Consider the following 15175-nt stretch of genomic DNA (forward strand, 5'->3'; position numbering starts at 1 on the left):
CCCGTAGGCCCATTGGTCAGCTCAAGCTTTACTAATCGTATTTTGTTGTATTGGGGGGTGGGTAATTCGTGGCTATTAACTTTACGGAACTGCGGGAATTGTTGGGGGTAATTTCCCAAAGTAATATCACGGAGTTCAGTCTAAAAAGCGGCGATTTTGAGGTGTCAGTCCGTAAGGATGGTATGGCCGGCGGCATCTCCGTTGTCCCTCAGGCGATCGCCCCCCAGCCTGCCCCGGTGGTTTCTGCCTCAGTTCCCTCCCCCGAAGTTGCGGCCCCATCCCCAGCGGATCAAAAGTGGACGGCGATCGTTTCCCCCATGGTGGGTACTTTTTACCGAGCTCCAGCTCCGGATGAGCCTCCCTTTGTGGAAGTGGGAGATGCAGTTAGCAAAGGCCAGGGAGTGTGCATCATTGAAGCAATGAAGTTGATGAATGAAATTGAAGCGGAAGTGGCGGGGCAAGTGATGGAGATTGTGGTGGAAAATGGGGAGCCGGTGGAATACGGTCAAACCCTGATGTGGATTAAACCCTAGAGATCTGAGGTCTGTTTAAAACGTCCTTTGCCCTGAAGTTTGCAGGGAAATTCGCTAAAAATCTCCCCCTATTATTCTGAGTTTTGGTGGAGCCATTTAGAATGGAAACCCAAATTCGGCGGCACAGGATCTAAACTCCATTCTGCTTGACCCTGGTTCGAGATACCGTTTGGGTGCTTCCAACTCGGTGGGTTATCATAGAAGGCGATCGCCACAGCGGCCCTGATCTTTTCCAGTTGTGCCGACTTCCCCAACAATGACTAGTGTCCCCATTGCCCGTTCCCCCCGCCCCAGTTATCAGCAAATAAATCAACACCAACCCAGTGATAGTGCCCTGGGGTTAGTCTCCACCAGAAGCTTTCCGGCGATCGTGGGGACAGCGGACATGATGCTGAAATCTTCCCAAGTGACCCTGGTGGGCTACGAAAAAATTGGCAGTGGCTACTGTACCGCAGTGGTACGGGGCAAGGTGGCCGATGTGCGCCTAGCGGTGGAAGAGGGGGCCAGAACAGCAGAACAATTTGGCCAGTTAGTATCGAAATTGGTTATTCCCCGGCCCATGCCCAACCTCCAGGCGGTGTTTCCCATTGGTAGTCATCTGGTGGAACTTGCCCAACAGCAACGGGGTTACAGTCGTTTGAGCAATCGATCCATTGGCCTATTGGAAACCAGAGGTTTTCCGGCCATGGTTGGAGCTGCCGATGCCATGCTCAAATCTGCCGATGTGCAGCTAGCTTCCTACGAAATCATTGGAGATGGCCTTTGCACCGCCATTGTCCGGGGAACGGTGGCCAATGTGGCCATGGCGATCGAGGTGGGTATGCAGGAAGCAGAACGCATTGGGGAACTCCACGCAGTAATGATCATTCCCCGATTGTTAGAGGATTTGGAACATACCCTGCCAGTAGCCACCTATTGGTTGGACGAAAATGAACCTCTACCGATGTTACTGCCCAATCAAGTCCGGGAAAAACAACGGCAATTGGTGGCCTTACCGGAATTAGAAAAGGCTGTAGTACCCCAACGTCAGGCAAAACCGTTGCCTTTGCAAGAGAAAACAGAAGCTCCCTTAGTTCTAGAAAAAGAGGCGGAAAAGCCCATAGTGGAAGTACTAGGCCCAGAAATTGATTAGTTAATTGTTCTCCCAAGTCTCCCAAGCGAAATTAAAAATAGAGCTATGCAACCCCTATTTACCATCGGTCATTCTAACCATAGCCAGGAAAAATTCATTGAACTTTTGGGACATCATGGCATTACGGCTCTAGCGGATGTACGGTCAGCCCCCTATAGTCGCTATCTGCCCCATTTCAATAAGCAAGCATTACAGGCTTATTTGCCGAACGCAGAAATTCGCTATGTTTTCCTAGGAGCAGAATTGGGTGCCCGTCCCGACAATCATGATTGTTACGTTGATGGCAAAGCTCTCTACGACAGAATTGCGGCCACAGATGCCTTTCAACGGGGCTTACAAAGATTGCTCAAGGGGTCGGAGGAGCATCGTATTGCCCTCATGTGTGCGGAAAAAGATCCTTTGACCTGCCATCGAGCTATCCTAATTTGTCAACATCTCCTGCCTTTTAACCTAGAGATTGGCCATATTCATAGTAACGGTGAGTTAGAATATCACGAAGAGTTGGAGGAGAGAATGCTCAAACTCCATGGCCTGCAAGACCCAGAACCAGTCCAACAACTCTCTCTCTTTCCCGAAGCTACCCCTCCTTTACCGGAGCGTTCCCAAAGGCTCGCCCAAGCTTATCAACAACAAGGGGACCGCATTGCCTATGTCGAAAAAGACAGCGATTAAGTTATTTACCATTGGGTTTACCAAAACTTCTGCGGCTAATTTCTTTGGTCGTTTAGAAAAATCCGGCGTGCGTCGTGTAATTGACACCAGGTTAAATAACACTTCCCAGCTATCGGGTTTTGCTAAACAGCCGGACTTAGAATATTTTCTCGGCAAAGTCAGCGGCATTAGCTATGAACATCAACTTAGTTTTGCCCCCACTAGAGATATCTTGGAGGACTATAAAAAGAAACGAATAAATTGGCAAGATTATGAAAATAAGTATCTAGAACTGATCCGACGACGGGCAGTGGAGTCTTTAGTCAATCCCGAAAAAATTGATGGAGCTTGTTTGTTATGTAGCGAAGATAAACCCCATCATTGTCATCGTCGTTTACTAGCGGAGTATTTAAAATCCAACTTCGGTACTATAGAAGTAGTGCATTTATAGCTTTCTTTCCTAAATATGGTAGGCAGTGATGGAAGTAATTTGTCTGGCAAATTCCTATAAGCACCATGGGCGCTGCTTTGCTGGCATTGCTCCCCAGCACCCACGGTGGATCAGACCAATTTGCCGCCAGGGAGGAACAATCCCCGCGGAAGATCAATTAATTGATGTAACAAATATTAAGATTCTCGATGTGGTTGATTTACCTCTTGAATCGGAACAAGCAGAGGGACATGAGGAAGAAAATTTTTATTACCGGAGAGAACCTTGGAGAATTGTCCGACGTTCCACAGTAGCAGAAATTATTAGATATTGTGATAAACAAGTGTTTTACCCCCAGTTTGAAAAATCTATTCCCTACGACTACCTAGAACAAAGGGCACCGGTAAAATCGTTGCAAATTATTGAAGTGAAGCATCTGCAATGTTTACGAGACCATAAGCATAAATGGAGGGGGATTATCCAAGATTCTCACTACCGCCTTCAAGGGACAAAGTTAAGCATCACCGACCCCATAACCCTTGAGAAGCTGGAATCACAACAGAGTATTAGTCCCCATTGCTTGTTAACCCTTAGTTTTAGTCAACCTTGGCATCCAGACGGAGAAAAAGAACTGAAGTGCTACCGATTAATTGCTGGTGTGATTGAGTTATGGCCAGAATTAGAATTGATCCTTATGGAAATGAGGCGTTTGGGATGGACGGAAGAACGGGGGAGGAGTTATTTGCAGGAAAATTTTGGCAAGCGTTCTAGATATGAGTTAACAATTGAGGAATGTCAACGGTTTTTATTTTACCTACAAAATTTACTGTAACTATTTAACCTTGCTAGTTGATTTTTACTGAATGATCGCTTGCTTACTAAGAAAATCATTTCGTTGGGCATTGGTCACATCTCTACAACTGCAGTTTTTTGATCTTAGGCGATCGCCAAAGGTACAGGTTAATTTGTTAGCAAAAAACTTTCTGATTTCAAATAACAGGAAATACTTTGTAATAAATCATCACAAAAATAGTCAAGATATTAATGGCGTAGTTAAATAAAAGGGGCCACATATTAGCATCAGTTCTTGCCTGCTCATAAAGAACAAACACCAGCGTAAGGACTTCCCCGATAAACCACGATCCTAAAAACAAGGGAGACAAACCGTTAGCATTGCCATTCAGCCAACATTCGTAGGCCTGGGGGATGCCACAAACTGCCAACATGAAAGCGCCGATCCATCCTATGGCCCTGAGATTTTGATTTGCTGGTTCTTGTTGCATCGATGCTTTTTTAACGCTGGTTTAACAATGTGGAACGATTATCTGAATTTATCCAAATCCTATTTGCTCTAAAAGTTAATTAACCTTCCCATTTAGCCATTTTTAACCATTTGTTGACTTTCTCTGACTTTTTGGAGCCATGGGAGATTATTGTCAGTTTTTTGTTTTAGGGTCAATAAATTTCCCCTATTTTCTTGTCCTGGCCTAGGTTAAGCCATTGGGCATTGGCCACTTCTCCACAACTGCGGGGGGTAGGAAAAAGCTTACCAGGATTAGCTAAGTTATCAGGATTAAAACATTGTCTGACCCATTGCATTGTTTCTAAATCTACTTCGTTGAACATATTGGGCATAAAGCAATTTTTATCAATGCCAATCCCGTGTTCTCCGGATAAACTTCCCCCCAATTCCACACAGCGTTTAAGGATTTCTCCCCCCAATTCTTCCACTTTTTCCCAGGCTCCTGGTACTTTTTGATCGTACAAAATTAGGGGATGTAAATTACCGTCTCCGGCATGGAAAACATTGGCAATGGCAAAGCCATATTTCTTACTTAAATCATTAATGTCGCTTAAAATCTGTACCAATTGAGTCCGGGGTACCACACCATCTTGGACAAAGTAACTGGGGCTTAGTTTACCCGCCGCCGCAAAGGCCGCTTTTCTTCCTTTCCACATTTTTAGGCGGGTTTCTTGGTCGTAGGCGATCGCCGTGTTACGGGCTCCATTGTGGCGGCAAATTTCTTCTACTTTGGCTTGGTTTAATTCCACTTCGATGGGCAGACCGTCCAGTTCCACTAACAAAATGGCCGCCGCATCCCTGGGGTAACAATTGGTGGCCACCACGTCTTCCACTGCATTGATGCTGAAATTGTCCATAATTTCCATGCCCGCTGGGACGATGCCCGCCGCAATGATATCGGCCACGGATTGGGCAGTAGCTTCGAGGGAAAGAAAATCCGCCAATACGACACAGATGGATTCTGGGGTTTTGAGAATTTTTAGGGTGATTTCTGTGGCAATACCTAGGGTTCCTTCTGAGCCGACAAATAGCCCCGTTAGGTCATAGCCTGGCATTTCTGCAATTTGTCCCCCCACTTCGACAATGGAACCGTCGGGAATGACCAGTTTCAAGCCCAGTACATGGTTGGTGGTGGTGCCATATTTCAAACAATGAACTCCACCGGAATTTTCGGCAATGTTACCGCCAATGGAGCAGACAATCTGACTGGAAGGATCAGGAGCATAGTAAAAGCCAGCGCCACTAACAGTTTGGGTAACCCAGTTATTTACTACCCCTGGCTGGACAACAATGGTCTGGTTGTCGTAGTCCACTGCTAAAATTTGCCGCATGCGAGTGGTGACAATTAATAAGCTATCGGCCCCCGGCAAGGCTCCCCCCGATAACCCTGTGCCAGCCCCCCTGGCAATCCAAGGAATTTGGCGATCGTGACAGAGTTTGACTATTGCAGCTACCTCTTCCGTTGTGCGGGGCAACACCACCAGGGCCGGCCGTTGTCGATAACCAGTTAAACCATCACATTCATAGGTGAATAGCTCGTCTTTGCGTTTAATCACCCCATCCTGACCAACAATTTTTTCGAGCTGGGCAATAATATCGGTGACGGCGTTGACGAGGGAGGAAATGGCCATGGTGGGGAAGGGAAAAGTACCTATGCCAAATTCTAGTGGATTTTGCGGTGGACAGTGGCGCTAGTAGTACAATAGGGAAACTAGCTAACGAAATTGCGATTATTTTCAGCTATCCATTTGTTCAGCCCAAACCCTCGTCAAATTTTCCCAAATATGAGCGAAGATTCCCCCAAACCAGAAAAAAAAGAACCTATTCCCCCTACGCCCCTACGATGTTTGGTCGGTTCCGGCATTTCCGCGACCTTAGCTTGGGGTTTATATCTTTTGACTTCGGCGATCGCCGTTAGTTTTGCCAGTAAACCGGTGTTGTCCGATAAGGCGATCGTTCAGCGCATTGCTTCGGCGGTGAGAACTTTGGTGCTGGGGTTAGCTTCCATGGGCACCTTTATTTTTGCCTTTGTGGCGATCGGCTTAATTTTGTTGATGGTTCAGTTAATTCTGCAAAAACAACCCGACCGTAATGATGGGGAAAGTTAGCTGGGGGAGTTTAGTTTTTCCAATCAACTTTAACAAAAAGTCACCGTAAGAGCGTGCTTAAAAAGCCCCCAGCTCTAGCCATAGAGAGTATGTCAACCGTGCAATTTGTAAAGTTGTGGAGTTAATTTACCTCGTTATCTCCTCCACTTTAAACAATTGATAGCCTAATTCAAATAAAGGATACCCATACCTAAACTAATGACCATCGTAATAGCTATTAAAACTGAGACAAAAATCATAAATGTTCTGTCGAACTTGATAAACTGAGATACGAGTTTGTTTAATTTTGGATCATCGAATGAATCCATACTGTTGGAAAGTTTTATCAATGGTTTTAGGCGTTTATATCCCTTTGAATAGGCCATATTGCCAACGTCTGGTTTCTCACGTATTTCTTCATAAATGTTCGGGTGATATTTTTTAATATATTCCATCAAGCGATTATATTCTTGCAAATACTTGTAATTTAAAATGCAGACAGTGGCAGAAAAGACTAAAAAATAGAAAACTATCGCCACTGGTACCGTAAGTTGTCCAATCTGAACTTTCCGACTAAAAATGGCAGTTATCTGATTAAAAGATGACATTTAAATCCGACCTCCAATGGGTGATTGTAAGTAGATAATTATTCTGAGTTAACTTTATATCCCAATAACAAATATTGGGTTGTTAATCTAATTTGAACAAAAACTAAAGAAATCATCATTTTCTTAATTTAAATTCACCATTTTACCATTGCCATTGGCAGGCACGGGAGTGTATAAATGGCACTACCATATTGTTGAAAAATTAGACAAGCTCAGAGAACTGTATCTGTTTTTATGGCTGAGTTTATCAGGATATGGACAAAGTTAGCCTAGTCTTTTGCCACGGCCATTTCTTATTGGGATAAAAGCGATGAGTTATCTGAACCTAGACACATTTATGACATTGGTTTTACCTAAACTCTTACGCATGACCCTGGTTAGTTTTGTAATTGCCAGTGTTGTGGGGGCAGTGGTGGGCTGGATCGCTACTCTAATTTGGCGGGGAAAAAAATTATCGGATTTATCAGATTCTCCCAACCCCAGGGGATGGTTAATCAAACCGGCCATATTCGGCTCCTTCATTGGCATGGTACTCATCGGCATGTTACCAATCGAAGCCAATCCAGCTTCCCTGGTTGGTGGCCCCTATTCGGGCCTGTGGTTTTTGATGATGTTTGTGTGTTTAGCTCCCCTCGGTTCCATTGCTGGAGCCATTATCGGTGCAACCCTGGGAACTAAGCAGTTTTCCCAAATTAAGCGAGAAAAGTTAATTGGCATTGTTTTACTGCTAACCTACTTTTTTGCCGCTGTTGTTCTTTATGTTGGCCTGGCTCCCCCGGCATTGGTCATGGAAAAACCGACCGGGAATGATCCTTTTCCGGTGGTAGCTGAACTGAAGGGTTATGAAAGTGGACCTAAAGACCTTGCCCTCAGTGATAACGGTCAACAACTGGCGGTGGTAACGGTGCGATATGGGGAAGACAAGGTTGAAATTTGGGATTTGCCCCGCAAAAAAGTTTTATATTCCTTTAAGACCAAGCCCAATGGCTCGGTAACCCTAAAAGATATTCTTTCATCCCTAGAATTTAGCAGGGATGGCCAACAGTTAATCACTGCGGCTGTTCAGCAAGTGCAGGTGCGGAATTTAACCAACGGTGCAGTGCAAATGCGCTTAGAAGGAGGAGAATTAGCCTATCCGATCGCCGATAATAAGCTGGTAACGTTGGCGTCGGTGGATGCCTGGGCCAATGAGCCAGAACCCCATAACCTCAAGGTTTGGGATTTAAACACCGGGAAATTATTGCAAACCATTAATGCCGATCTGGCCCCCACGGAACGATTCAGTGTGCCCATTGCAATTAGTCCTGATGGTCGTTTAGTGGCTTTTCCCCCCGGACTTTATAGCGATCGCATTGAAATTTGGGATATGGGCAACCAGAAACAAGTTACAGCCCTAACCAGTAACCAGCCAGCGGGGGTTTTGTCCCTGGCATTTTCCCCGGATGGAGAACAATTGGCCGTTGCTCTGGGTCAAGGTGCCCCCCTTTCCGTTTGGGATTGGCGATCGCCAAGGCAAATCAAGACCATTGCCAAGGCTAACCGGGCTGAAGTTTTGTATTGGACGGAACAGGGAATTTTTGTGGGTAGCGATGGTGCTTTCCAGGTGTGGGATCCACAAACGGGAGAGGCTCGGCAAAAGCTGGATTTACAACCAACAGAGGAAAGGGCAAAGAGTGATCTCCGATTTCCCCTTGGCCCCTCGGCTCTGAGCGCTGACCGTACAACTCTGGCGGTTTATATTCCCCAACAAGGTATCCGGGTCTGGCGGGTTGAGGTGGCCCCAAAAAAGCGGACAAGGGAGAAAGCTCTAAACTAAAAACCGCAACCGAGGAAAGTTTATGAGCCAAAAGAAAAGACAGTATAGCGCCGAATTCAATGCCACTTTGGCCTTGGAAGCAGTATAGCAAAGAGCGAGATAGTTAGGACAATTTTCTCAACGCTACATCAAATCCAGAAATCAGCGATTCTCCATTACTAACAAGTTGGGAAACATAACGTTTTAGTTTTGCCCAGAACTTCTCAATTTTGTTCAAGTCCGGTGAATATGACGGTAAAAATATAACCTCACCCCCAGCTTTTGCTATATCACGCATAATCCCGATTAAAACCCCCACAGGACTTACGCAAGATAGATGAGGTTAAGGTGGTAGGATGACTTTTTTCACTCGTTTAGATTACTGTCAGTATTTACTGAGCAGTCCAATTAACTACACCCTAACAAACCTTGCCAAGCATCTCGATGGCGTGAGCCATGACCGAATTAAACGTTACCTACAGGGAGTAAAACTGACTCCTCTCAACGGGTTGGACGGTTGCTCAAGCCAAAGTGCTGACAAACTGCTCTAACTTGGCCAAACCCTGTTTAATGGTGTCCATATCGGTAGCGTAGGAAAAACGCACACAGTCATCGGCTCCAAACGCCGCTCCAGGAATCACCGCCACCTGTTGGGATTCTAATAATTGGGCACTGAACTCCAGGGAATTAAGCCCCGTTTTAGCAATGTCCACAAAAACGTAAAATGCCCCTTTCGGGTTAGGACAACTCAGCCCCGCAATTTGATTGATGCCTTCCACCATCACCTGTCGTCTTTCCGTGAAGGCTTTGACCATGGTTTCCACACAGGTTTGCGGATTTTCCAGAGCGGCGATCGCCCCGTACTGGGCAAAAGTACAAACGTTGGAGGTGCTATGACCCTGGATGGTGCTACAGGCTTGGATTAAGGGTAATTCCCCCGCCAGGTAACCCACCCGCCAACCGGTCATGGAATAACTTTTGGCGAAACCGTTACTGATGATGGTGCGTTGGAAAATCTCGTCGTTAACCGCACCAATGCTGAGGTGCTCTGTGCCATCGTAGAGAATGCGCTCATAAATCTCATCGGAAACTACGTATAAATCCTCATATTCCAAAATCACCGCCGCCAAAGCCCTAATTTCGGCAGGAGTGTAAACTGCCCCGGTGGGATTGGAAGGAGAATTAAGCACAAACAGCTTACTTTTGGAGGTAATGGCCTGCCGTAGTTGCTCTGGGGTGATTTTATAATCCGTGGCCGCTGTGGTGTTGACAATAACTGGGGTTCCTTCGGCTAAACGCACCATTTCTGGATAACTGAGCCAATAGGGGGCGGGAATAATTACCTCATCCCCCTGCTCAATCATGGCCAGCATTAGGTTAAACAGGGAATGTTTACCCCCATTGGTCACCAAAATATTGGCTGCCTCGTAGGGTAGGTTATTCTTTTCCCGTAACTTTTTGGCGATCGCCTGACGGAGGGCGGGTTCCCCAGCAGCGGGGCCATAGCGGGTTTTTCCTTCATCTAGGGCCAACTTGGCCGCCTCCACAATGTGGGGGGGAGTGGCAAAATCCGGTTCCCCAGCGGTAAAGCTAAGCACATCGATGCCCTCAGTCCGCATTGCCTTGGCCTTTGCCGTAATTTCAAGGGTGATGGAAGGCACAACTTGGCTAACTCGCTGGGTTAGTCGCATAATCAAAACATCCCTGGGGTAAACAACAGCAAAAAATGGCTAAGGCTAGTCAGACAGAGCGTACCAACCCCCGCAAGGGAGCTGGAATTGGGCCGATTCAGACCAACACGATTAAGCTCAGTTTAAATAATCGCATTGGGGTCTTCATTCCGGGCCACGGAAACCACCCGTTCTGTCATGGGAACATAGGATAAGTTATGGTCGCCGACGTAAATTTGGGTAGGACGGTAGATTTTATTGACTGATAATTGTTCCTTCCAGTGGGCCAACCATCCCGCCACCCTGGCGATCGCAAATAGGGGCGTAAACAGATCGGCGGGGATGTCTAGCTTGCGGTAAACCAAACCGGAATAGAAGTCCACATTGGGGTAAATGCCCTTTTGACCCACGTATTCTTCCACTACTTTTTCCAACTCCACTGCGATTTCGTAATATTCGTCGTGGCCCATTTTGGCAAATAACTGTTCAGCCAAATCCTGCAAAATAATTGCCCTGGGGTCTTTGACTTTATAAACCCGGTGGCCAAAGCCCATGATGCGCTGTTTGTTGGCCAGGCATTTTTCCACGTAGGGGCGGACATTTTCCACTGAGCCAATTTCTTCAAGCATATTTAGCACTTCTTCGTTGGCTCCCCCGTGGAGCGGCCCCGCCAAAGTCCCCACCGCCGAGGCAACCACTGCATAGGGATCCGTGAGAGTAGAAGCCGTTACCCGGGCCGAAAAGGTGGACGCATTCATGGTGTGCTCAGCATGGAGGGTCAAACACACATCAAACACTTTGGCGGCAAAGGGATCTGGCTCCTTCTCCGTCAGCATGTAAAGGAAGTTGGAAGCGTAATCCAATTTATCATTGGGCTGAATGGGATCGTTACCCTCCCGGATCATGTGGAAAGCTGCCACCATGGTGGGGATTTTTGCTAACAGACGCACCACCGCCGCCCGGATATATTTGGGGTCATCCAAGGCCCGTCGAGCATAGAACAATCCCAAGGCCGCCGCTGAAGTTTGCAAGGCATCCATGGGGTGCCCTGTTTCGGGAAAACACTTCATCATGTCCCGGATGTGGTACTTAATGCGTCGATGGGTGCGAATTTCATACTCAAACTCTTCTATCTCTGCCTGGGTGGGCAATTTACCCCAGATGAGCAGATAGGCTACTTCAATAAAGCTACTGGATTTGGCTAATTCTTCGATGCGAATGCCCCGGTACTCCAAAATACCGTCGGTGCCATCCACATGGCTCACCCTGGATTTAGCGGCGGGGACTCCGGCTAGGCCTTCTTTAAACACTTCGTTATCAGTCATCATATAGTTCACCTATAACGGACAATGCCACTACTATTGTTGCTTAGAGATTTGGATTAACAAAAAATTGCGCCGGCCCGGGCCTGCCTGCCCCCATATCCATATTAGGGAATCTGAAGGAATTCCGGAAATTTACCTTCACCCCTGGATTGAGCCCAGTACTGTTCCGACGAGCTTCGATCATTCGATCAATTGTGGGCTAGATCTAGACCAGCCAACGGGGGGGAGTTAGCAAAAACAGTTGCCCTTCACCCGGTGGACAGTCCCAGGAAGGCAACGTTAAACCAATAATGCCAGCTTTCTTAACAATTAATTTGCCTTGGGGGCTACCAAAAGTGAGATATTCAGCCCAGTTGGCCAAATCCGGCTGATGACCCACTAGGGCAAGGCAACGGTGACTGCGGTGGCGATATTCTTCTTTTAAATCATTGATGCCTTGGGGAATATCTTCCCCGGGGGCGAGGGAGGAAAAGGTTTCCAATTGGGGTGCAAGCCCCTGATCCATGAGAATCTGTGCTGTTTGCTGGGCTCGTACTAAAGGACTAGTGAGAATGAGGTCAAATTCCACTCCGATCGCCTGGAGGCGTTGGGCCACTCGCTGGGTTTTGTCTTTACCTTTTTGGGTCAATTGGCGATCGCCGTCGGGGATATCCGGGGACTGTTCCTGGGCAATGCCGTGACGAATAAGGTAAAGTTCCATAGAAATGACCGATAAAATAGGGAAGTTAGAGGCGATGGGCCGGCAAACTCAAGCAGAAAGCCATGGAAAAATACAACATCCAAGTTTTAGGTAATGTTAATTCCCAAGAAACCTTAGTGTTTGCCCATGGGTTTGGGAGTGAACAAAACGCCTGGCGCTCTATCTATCCGGCCTTTGAAGAAAATTATCGCATTGTTTTATTTGACTTTCCTGGCAGTAAACCCGCTAATAGCAAAGATTTTGATATTCAAAATTACAATTCCCTCAAGGATTATGCCGATGATTTGATGGAGATCGCCCATTTGGCAGGGGTGCGTCGGGGAGTTCTAATTGCCCACTCTGCTAGTTGCATGATTGGGGTGATAGCCAGTTTGCGGGATCCGAATTTGTTTAAGGGCATGGTTTTCATTTGTGGTTCCCCCCGCTATCGGGATGATGGGGATTATAAAGGCGGTTTTAGCCAAGAAAAAATCGCCACAATTCTCAATGAAATGAGCCATAACTATGCCGAGTGGATTCGCACCTATGCCCCGGCGGCGGTTAATGATCCCAACAAGCCAGAATTGGTGGAAGAATTTTCCCATTGTCTTTTGCAACTGCGTCCTGACATTGGCTTAGTGGTATTTAGTCTCATCATCATGTCCGATTACCGTCGGGAGGTGGCCCAGGTGGAGATCCCGACCTTAATCGTGCAACCCCAGGAGGACATTTTTGTGCCGCCCACAGTGGGGGCTTATCTTTACAGGATTATGAAAAATAGTGAACTTTATTGGATTGATACCCCGGGGCATTTTCCCCACCTAGCTAACCCAACGGAGATCACCAAGGCGATCGCCGATTATTTACAGGAAAATGAATTCGTTTAACTGGTGACCCTAAGACAGGTTTATGGCGCGGGGCTTCTCGCGTTTTAAGCTAATATTTGGGGGACAGCTTTTGGGGCACTGGAGGGTTTAACAATGGCTAAAGTAATGATTGTGGGAGCTGGGGGCGTGGGCAGTGTGGTGGCCCACAAATGCGCAGCTTTAGAGGACTTTACAGACATTCTTCTGGCTAGTCGCACGGTGGCCAAATGTGATCAAATTGCGGCCCACATTGGTTCCCCCAAGGTTAAAACTGCTGCCCTGGATGCTTTTCAGGTTAGTGACACGGTCAAACTCCTGCAGGACTTTGGGGCCGACTTGCTCATTAACGTGGCTTTGCCCTACCAGGACTTGGTGTTGATGGATGCTTGCTTAGAAGCGGGGGTGGATTACCTCGACACCGCTAATTACGAGCCCCCCGATCTGGCCAAGTTTGAATATAGCTGGCAGTGGGCTTACCAAGACAAGTTTAAGGATGCCGGGTTAATGGCTATGTTGGGTTGTGGCTTTGACCCAGGAGTAACGGGAATTTTTACTGCCTATGCCCTCAAGCACCATTTTGATGAGATCCATTACCTAGACATTGTGGATTGTAATGCGGGGAACCATGGCCAAGCTTTTGCCACCAATTTCAACCCAGAGATTAACATTCGCGAAATTACCCAAAAGGGCCGTTACTACGAAGATGGGGTTTGGCAGGAAATTGATCCCCTTTCCGTTCACCGGGATATTAACTATCCCCACATTGGCGATCGCCCTTCCTATTTGCTCTACCACGAGGAATTGGAATCCCTGGTGAAAAATATTCCTACCCTGAAACGGGCCCGCTTTTGGATGACCTTTTCGGAAGCTTACATTAACCATCTGCGGGTGCTGGAGGCGGTGGGTATGACCCGCATTGATGAAGTGGAATACCAGGGGCAAAAAATTGTCCCCCTACAATTTCTCAAGGCTGTGTTACCGGAACCCGCTTCCTTGGCGGAAAATTATTCGGGGCAAACCTCCATTGGTTGCTACATCAAGGGCGTTAAAGATGGTCAAGCCAAAACCTATTACATCTACAATAACTGCGACCATGCTGTCTGTTTTGCCGAAGTAGGCTCCCAGGCCATTTCCTACACCACTGGAGTGCCCGCCGCGTTGGGGGGATTGATGATGGTACAGGGCAAATGGAAGCAAGCAGGGGTATTCAATGTGGAAGAAATGGACCCCGATCCGTTCCTCGCCAAATTGGGGGAAATGGGTTTGCCCTGGCACGAAGTAGTCAACGGCCCCTTTCCTTTTGACGATTAGTGATTAGTTTTTAACTCAATTTTTAATGACTTCTGACCCCATTACCCTCCTCGTCAACGGCGATCGCCAAATCGCTCCTAGTCCAGTCACATTGCCAGATTTTCTGCAGAATCAAGGGTTCAACCTCCGCTTAATTGCGGTGGAATACAACGGTGAAATTCTCCATCGACAGTTTTGGCCGGAAACCCAATTGCAAAACGGCGATCGCCTGGAGATAGTTACCATTGTGGGAGGCGGCTAAAGTTCTCAGAAAATTGCCGCAAAACAATGGCCAGTTTTGGCGATCTTCATCCAAAAGATTTTGTTAAGATCCCCCTGGCCCGCGCTAGGTTTTTAATCCGAGAAAAACTTATGAGACAGGTTATTACCTATAAAGATGAAGATAACTACTGGATCGCCGAATGTCCTAGTTTGAAAGGATGTATTAGTCAGGGAGAAACGAAGGAAATTGCCTTAAAAAACATTAAAGAGGCTATTGCCGGTTATATTTCAGCCCTAGAAGAAGATGGCTTGCCAGTGCCCGAAGAGAAGTTTGAGACTTTTCTGGTTGTTCTATGAGTAAGCTCCCCCCTATCTCTGGTAAAACCTGTGTCAAAGCCTTGCAAAAAATTGGTTTCTATCTGAAACGACGGGAAAGTAGCCATATAATCTTGAGAAGGGATGACCCCTTTACCCAAATTGTTGTCCCCGATCATCCTACCTTGGCCAAAGGAACCCTACGGAGTATTTTGCGAGATATTAATTTGAGTGTGGATGAATTTATTGATCTCCTGTAGGGCGATCGC

Annotated in this window: 19 protein-coding genes and 1 pseudogene; 13 read left to right on the plus strand and 7 right to left on the minus strand. The window is 46.9% G+C overall.

Annotated features, from left to right (window positions below; translation table 11 throughout):
- Positions 1-68: 68 nt before the first annotated feature.
- The 5 genes from accB to BWK47_RS11925 all read left to right on the plus strand — a co-directional run bounded on the left by accB (position 69) and on the right by BWK47_RS11925 (position 3578).
- Positions 69-533, plus strand: a complete 465-nt coding sequence (accB, locus tag BWK47_RS11905) for an acetyl-CoA carboxylase biotin carboxyl carrier protein (protein ID WP_010873478.1) — start codon at positions 69-71, stop codon at positions 531-533.
- A 238-nt stretch (positions 534-771) separates the two neighbouring features.
- A complete protein-coding gene (locus BWK47_RS11910) occupies positions 772-1665 on the plus strand; it encodes a BMC domain-containing protein (protein WP_010873479.1) in 894 nt (297 codons plus the stop codon).
- A gap of 45 nt (positions 1666-1710) precedes the next feature.
- Positions 1711-2337 carry a DUF488 domain-containing protein gene (locus tag BWK47_RS11915; RefSeq protein ID WP_162328798.1) on the plus strand — a complete coding sequence of 209 codons (627 nt, stop codon included), beginning with the start codon at positions 1711-1713 and terminating at the stop codon, positions 2335-2337.
- On the plus strand, positions 2315-2767 hold the full coding sequence (locus BWK47_RS11920; RefSeq protein WP_162328799.1) for a DUF488 domain-containing protein: 453 nt from the start codon (positions 2315-2317) through the stop codon (positions 2765-2767). The genes BWK47_RS11915 and BWK47_RS11920 overlap by 23 nt, the downstream gene beginning before the upstream one ends.
- A 28-nt stretch (positions 2768-2795) precedes the next feature.
- Entirely contained in the window at positions 2796-3578 is a 783-nt protein-coding gene (locus BWK47_RS11925) for a dual OB domain-containing protein (protein WP_162328800.1), read from the plus strand.
- A 157-nt stretch (positions 3579-3735) separates the two neighbouring features.
- Here the strand turns inward: BWK47_RS11925 and BWK47_RS11930 are convergent, their stop codons facing one another.
- Both BWK47_RS11930 and glcD read right to left on the minus strand, forming a co-directional pair.
- Positions 3736-4029 (minus strand): PQ-loop repeat-containing protein, encoded by a 294-nt coding sequence (locus BWK47_RS11930; RefSeq protein ID WP_041425837.1) that lies wholly within the window; start codon positions 4027-4029, stop codon positions 3736-3738.
- A gap of 172 nt (positions 4030-4201) precedes the next feature.
- Positions 4202-5680, minus strand: coding sequence for a glycolate oxidase subunit GlcD (gene glcD / locus BWK47_RS11935; RefSeq protein WP_162328801.1), 1479 nt, complete (start codon positions 5678-5680; stop codon positions 4202-4204).
- A 153-nt stretch (positions 5681-5833) separates the two neighbouring features.
- On the opposite strand from glcD, the gene BWK47_RS11940 reads away from it, so the two are divergent.
- On the plus strand, positions 5834-6157 hold the full coding sequence (locus tag BWK47_RS11940; protein WP_162328802.1) for a DUF3082 domain-containing protein: 324 nt from the start codon (positions 5834-5836) through the stop codon (positions 6155-6157).
- 164 nt (positions 6158-6321) lie between these two features.
- Here the strand turns inward: BWK47_RS11940 and BWK47_RS11945 are convergent, their stop codons facing one another.
- Positions 6322-6744: a hypothetical protein gene (locus tag BWK47_RS11945; protein ID WP_162328803.1), complete on the minus strand. Its 423-nt coding sequence runs from the start codon at positions 6742-6744 to the stop codon at positions 6322-6324.
- Between the two features lie 337 nt (positions 6745-7081).
- Between BWK47_RS11945 and BWK47_RS11950 the strand changes: the two genes are divergently transcribed.
- Positions 7082-8560: a WD40 repeat domain-containing protein gene (locus BWK47_RS11950; protein WP_237269628.1), complete on the plus strand. Its 1479-nt coding sequence runs from the start codon at positions 7082-7084 to the stop codon at positions 8558-8560.
- Between the two features lie 103 nt (positions 8561-8663).
- Here BWK47_RS11950 and BWK47_RS17410 read toward each other — a convergent pair whose 3' ends face one another.
- The gene (locus BWK47_RS17410; protein WP_020862148.1) at positions 8664-8837 is read right to left on the minus strand and encodes a transposase; all 174 of its coding nucleotides are present in this window, start codon (positions 8835-8837) and stop codon (positions 8664-8666) included.
- A gap of 58 nt (positions 8838-8895) precedes the next feature.
- Between BWK47_RS17410 and BWK47_RS11960 the strand changes: the two are divergent.
- Positions 8896-9018 (plus strand): annotated as a pseudogene (locus BWK47_RS11960) (IS701 family transposase); the annotation flags it as partial.
- A 42-nt stretch (positions 9019-9060) separates the two neighbouring features.
- Here the strand turns inward: BWK47_RS11960 and BWK47_RS11965 are convergent.
- The 3 genes from BWK47_RS11965 to sixA all read right to left on the minus strand — a co-directional run bounded on the left by BWK47_RS11965 (position 9061) and on the right by sixA (position 12234).
- Entirely contained in the window at positions 9061-10230 is a 1170-nt protein-coding gene (locus tag BWK47_RS11965) for a pyridoxal phosphate-dependent aminotransferase (protein WP_162328805.1), read from the minus strand.
- A 122-nt stretch (positions 10231-10352) separates the two neighbouring features.
- Positions 10353-11546: a citrate synthase gene (locus BWK47_RS11970; protein WP_204250407.1), complete on the minus strand. Its 1194-nt coding sequence runs from the start codon at positions 11544-11546 to the stop codon at positions 10353-10355.
- Between the two features lie 193 nt (positions 11547-11739).
- A complete protein-coding gene (sixA, locus tag BWK47_RS11975; RefSeq protein WP_162328806.1) occupies positions 11740-12234 on the minus strand; it encodes a phosphohistidine phosphatase SixA in 495 nt (164 codons plus the stop codon).
- 62 nt (positions 12235-12296) lie between these two features.
- Here sixA and BWK47_RS11980 point away from each other — a divergent pair, with 62 nt between their 5' ends.
- The 5 genes from BWK47_RS11980 (at position 12297) to BWK47_RS12000 (ending at position 15166) form a co-directional block, all read left to right on the plus strand.
- Positions 12297-13100, plus strand: coding sequence for an alpha/beta fold hydrolase (locus tag BWK47_RS11980; protein ID WP_162328807.1), 804 nt, complete (start codon positions 12297-12299; stop codon positions 13098-13100).
- A 93-nt stretch (positions 13101-13193) separates the two neighbouring features.
- Positions 13194-14390, plus strand: a complete 1197-nt coding sequence (locus BWK47_RS11985) for a saccharopine dehydrogenase family protein (RefSeq protein WP_162328808.1) — start codon at positions 13194-13196, stop codon at positions 14388-14390.
- 25 nt (positions 14391-14415) lie between these two features.
- A complete protein-coding gene (gene thiS, locus BWK47_RS11990; protein WP_162328809.1) occupies positions 14416-14631 on the plus strand; it encodes a sulfur carrier protein ThiS in 216 nt (71 codons plus the stop codon).
- 110 nt (positions 14632-14741) lie between these two features.
- Positions 14742-14948, plus strand: a complete 207-nt coding sequence (locus tag BWK47_RS11995) for a type II toxin-antitoxin system HicB family antitoxin (protein WP_162328810.1) — start codon at positions 14742-14744, stop codon at positions 14946-14948.
- Positions 14945-15166: a type II toxin-antitoxin system HicA family toxin gene (locus tag BWK47_RS12000; protein WP_162328811.1), complete on the plus strand. Its 222-nt coding sequence runs from the start codon at positions 14945-14947 to the stop codon at positions 15164-15166. Before BWK47_RS11995 ends, BWK47_RS12000 begins: the two co-directional genes overlap by 4 nt.
- Positions 15167-15175: the final 9 nt, after the last annotated feature.

This window comes from Synechocystis sp. CACIAM 05 (assembly GCF_010222815.1).
Lineage (GTDB): Bacteria > Cyanobacteriota > Cyanobacteriia > Cyanobacteriales > Microcystaceae > Synechocystis.

What these genes read in the sequence shown, in the direction of transcription:
- BWK47_RS11915 (WP_162328798.1), top strand. Translation starts at nt 1,711, where the DNA reads ATGCAACCCCTATTTACCATCGGTCATTCTAACCATAGCCAGGAAAAA.
- BWK47_RS11920 (WP_162328799.1), top strand. Translation starts at nt 2,315, where the DNA reads ATGTCGAAAAAGACAGCGATTAAGTTATTTACCATTGGGTTTACCAAA.
- BWK47_RS11925 (WP_162328800.1), top strand. Translation starts at nt 2,796, where the DNA reads ATGGAAGTAATTTGTCTGGCAAATTCCTATAAGCACCATGGGCGCTGC.
- BWK47_RS11930 (WP_041425837.1), bottom strand. Translation starts at nt 4,029, where the DNA reads ATGCAACAAGAACCAGCAAATCAAAATCTCAGGGCCATAGGATGGATC.
- glcD (WP_162328801.1), bottom strand. Translation starts at nt 5,680, where the DNA reads ATGGCCATTTCCTCCCTCGTCAACGCCGTCACCGATATTATTGCCCAG.
- BWK47_RS11940 (WP_162328802.1), top strand. Translation starts at nt 5,834, where the DNA reads ATGAGCGAAGATTCCCCCAAACCAGAAAAAAAAGAACCTATTCCCCCT.
- BWK47_RS11945 (WP_162328803.1), bottom strand. Translation starts at nt 6,744, where the DNA reads ATGTCATCTTTTAATCAGATAACTGCCATTTTTAGTCGGAAAGTTCAG.
- BWK47_RS11950 (WP_237269628.1), top strand. Translation starts at nt 7,082, where the DNA reads ATGACATTGGTTTTACCTAAACTCTTACGCATGACCCTGGTTAGTTTT.
- BWK47_RS17410 (WP_020862148.1), bottom strand. Translation starts at nt 8,837, where the DNA reads ATGCGTGATATAGCAAAAGCTGGGGGTGAGGTTATATTTTTACCGTCA.
- BWK47_RS11965 (WP_162328805.1), bottom strand. Translation starts at nt 10,230, where the DNA reads ATGCGACTAACCCAGCGAGTTAGCCAAGTTGTGCCTTCCATCACCCTT.
- sixA (WP_162328806.1), bottom strand. Translation starts at nt 12,234, where the DNA reads ATGGAACTTTACCTTATTCGTCACGGCATTGCCCAGGAACAGTCCCCG.
- BWK47_RS11980 (WP_162328807.1), top strand. Translation starts at nt 12,297, where the DNA reads ATGGAAAAATACAACATCCAAGTTTTAGGTAATGTTAATTCCCAAGAA.
- BWK47_RS11985 (WP_162328808.1), top strand. Translation starts at nt 13,194, where the DNA reads ATGGCTAAAGTAATGATTGTGGGAGCTGGGGGCGTGGGCAGTGTGGTG.
- thiS (WP_162328809.1), top strand. Translation starts at nt 14,416, where the DNA reads ATGACTTCTGACCCCATTACCCTCCTCGTCAACGGCGATCGCCAAATC.
- BWK47_RS11995 (WP_162328810.1), top strand. Translation starts at nt 14,742, where the DNA reads ATGAGACAGGTTATTACCTATAAAGATGAAGATAACTACTGGATCGCC.
- BWK47_RS12000 (WP_162328811.1), top strand. Translation starts at nt 14,945, where the DNA reads ATGAGTAAGCTCCCCCCTATCTCTGGTAAAACCTGTGTCAAAGCCTTG.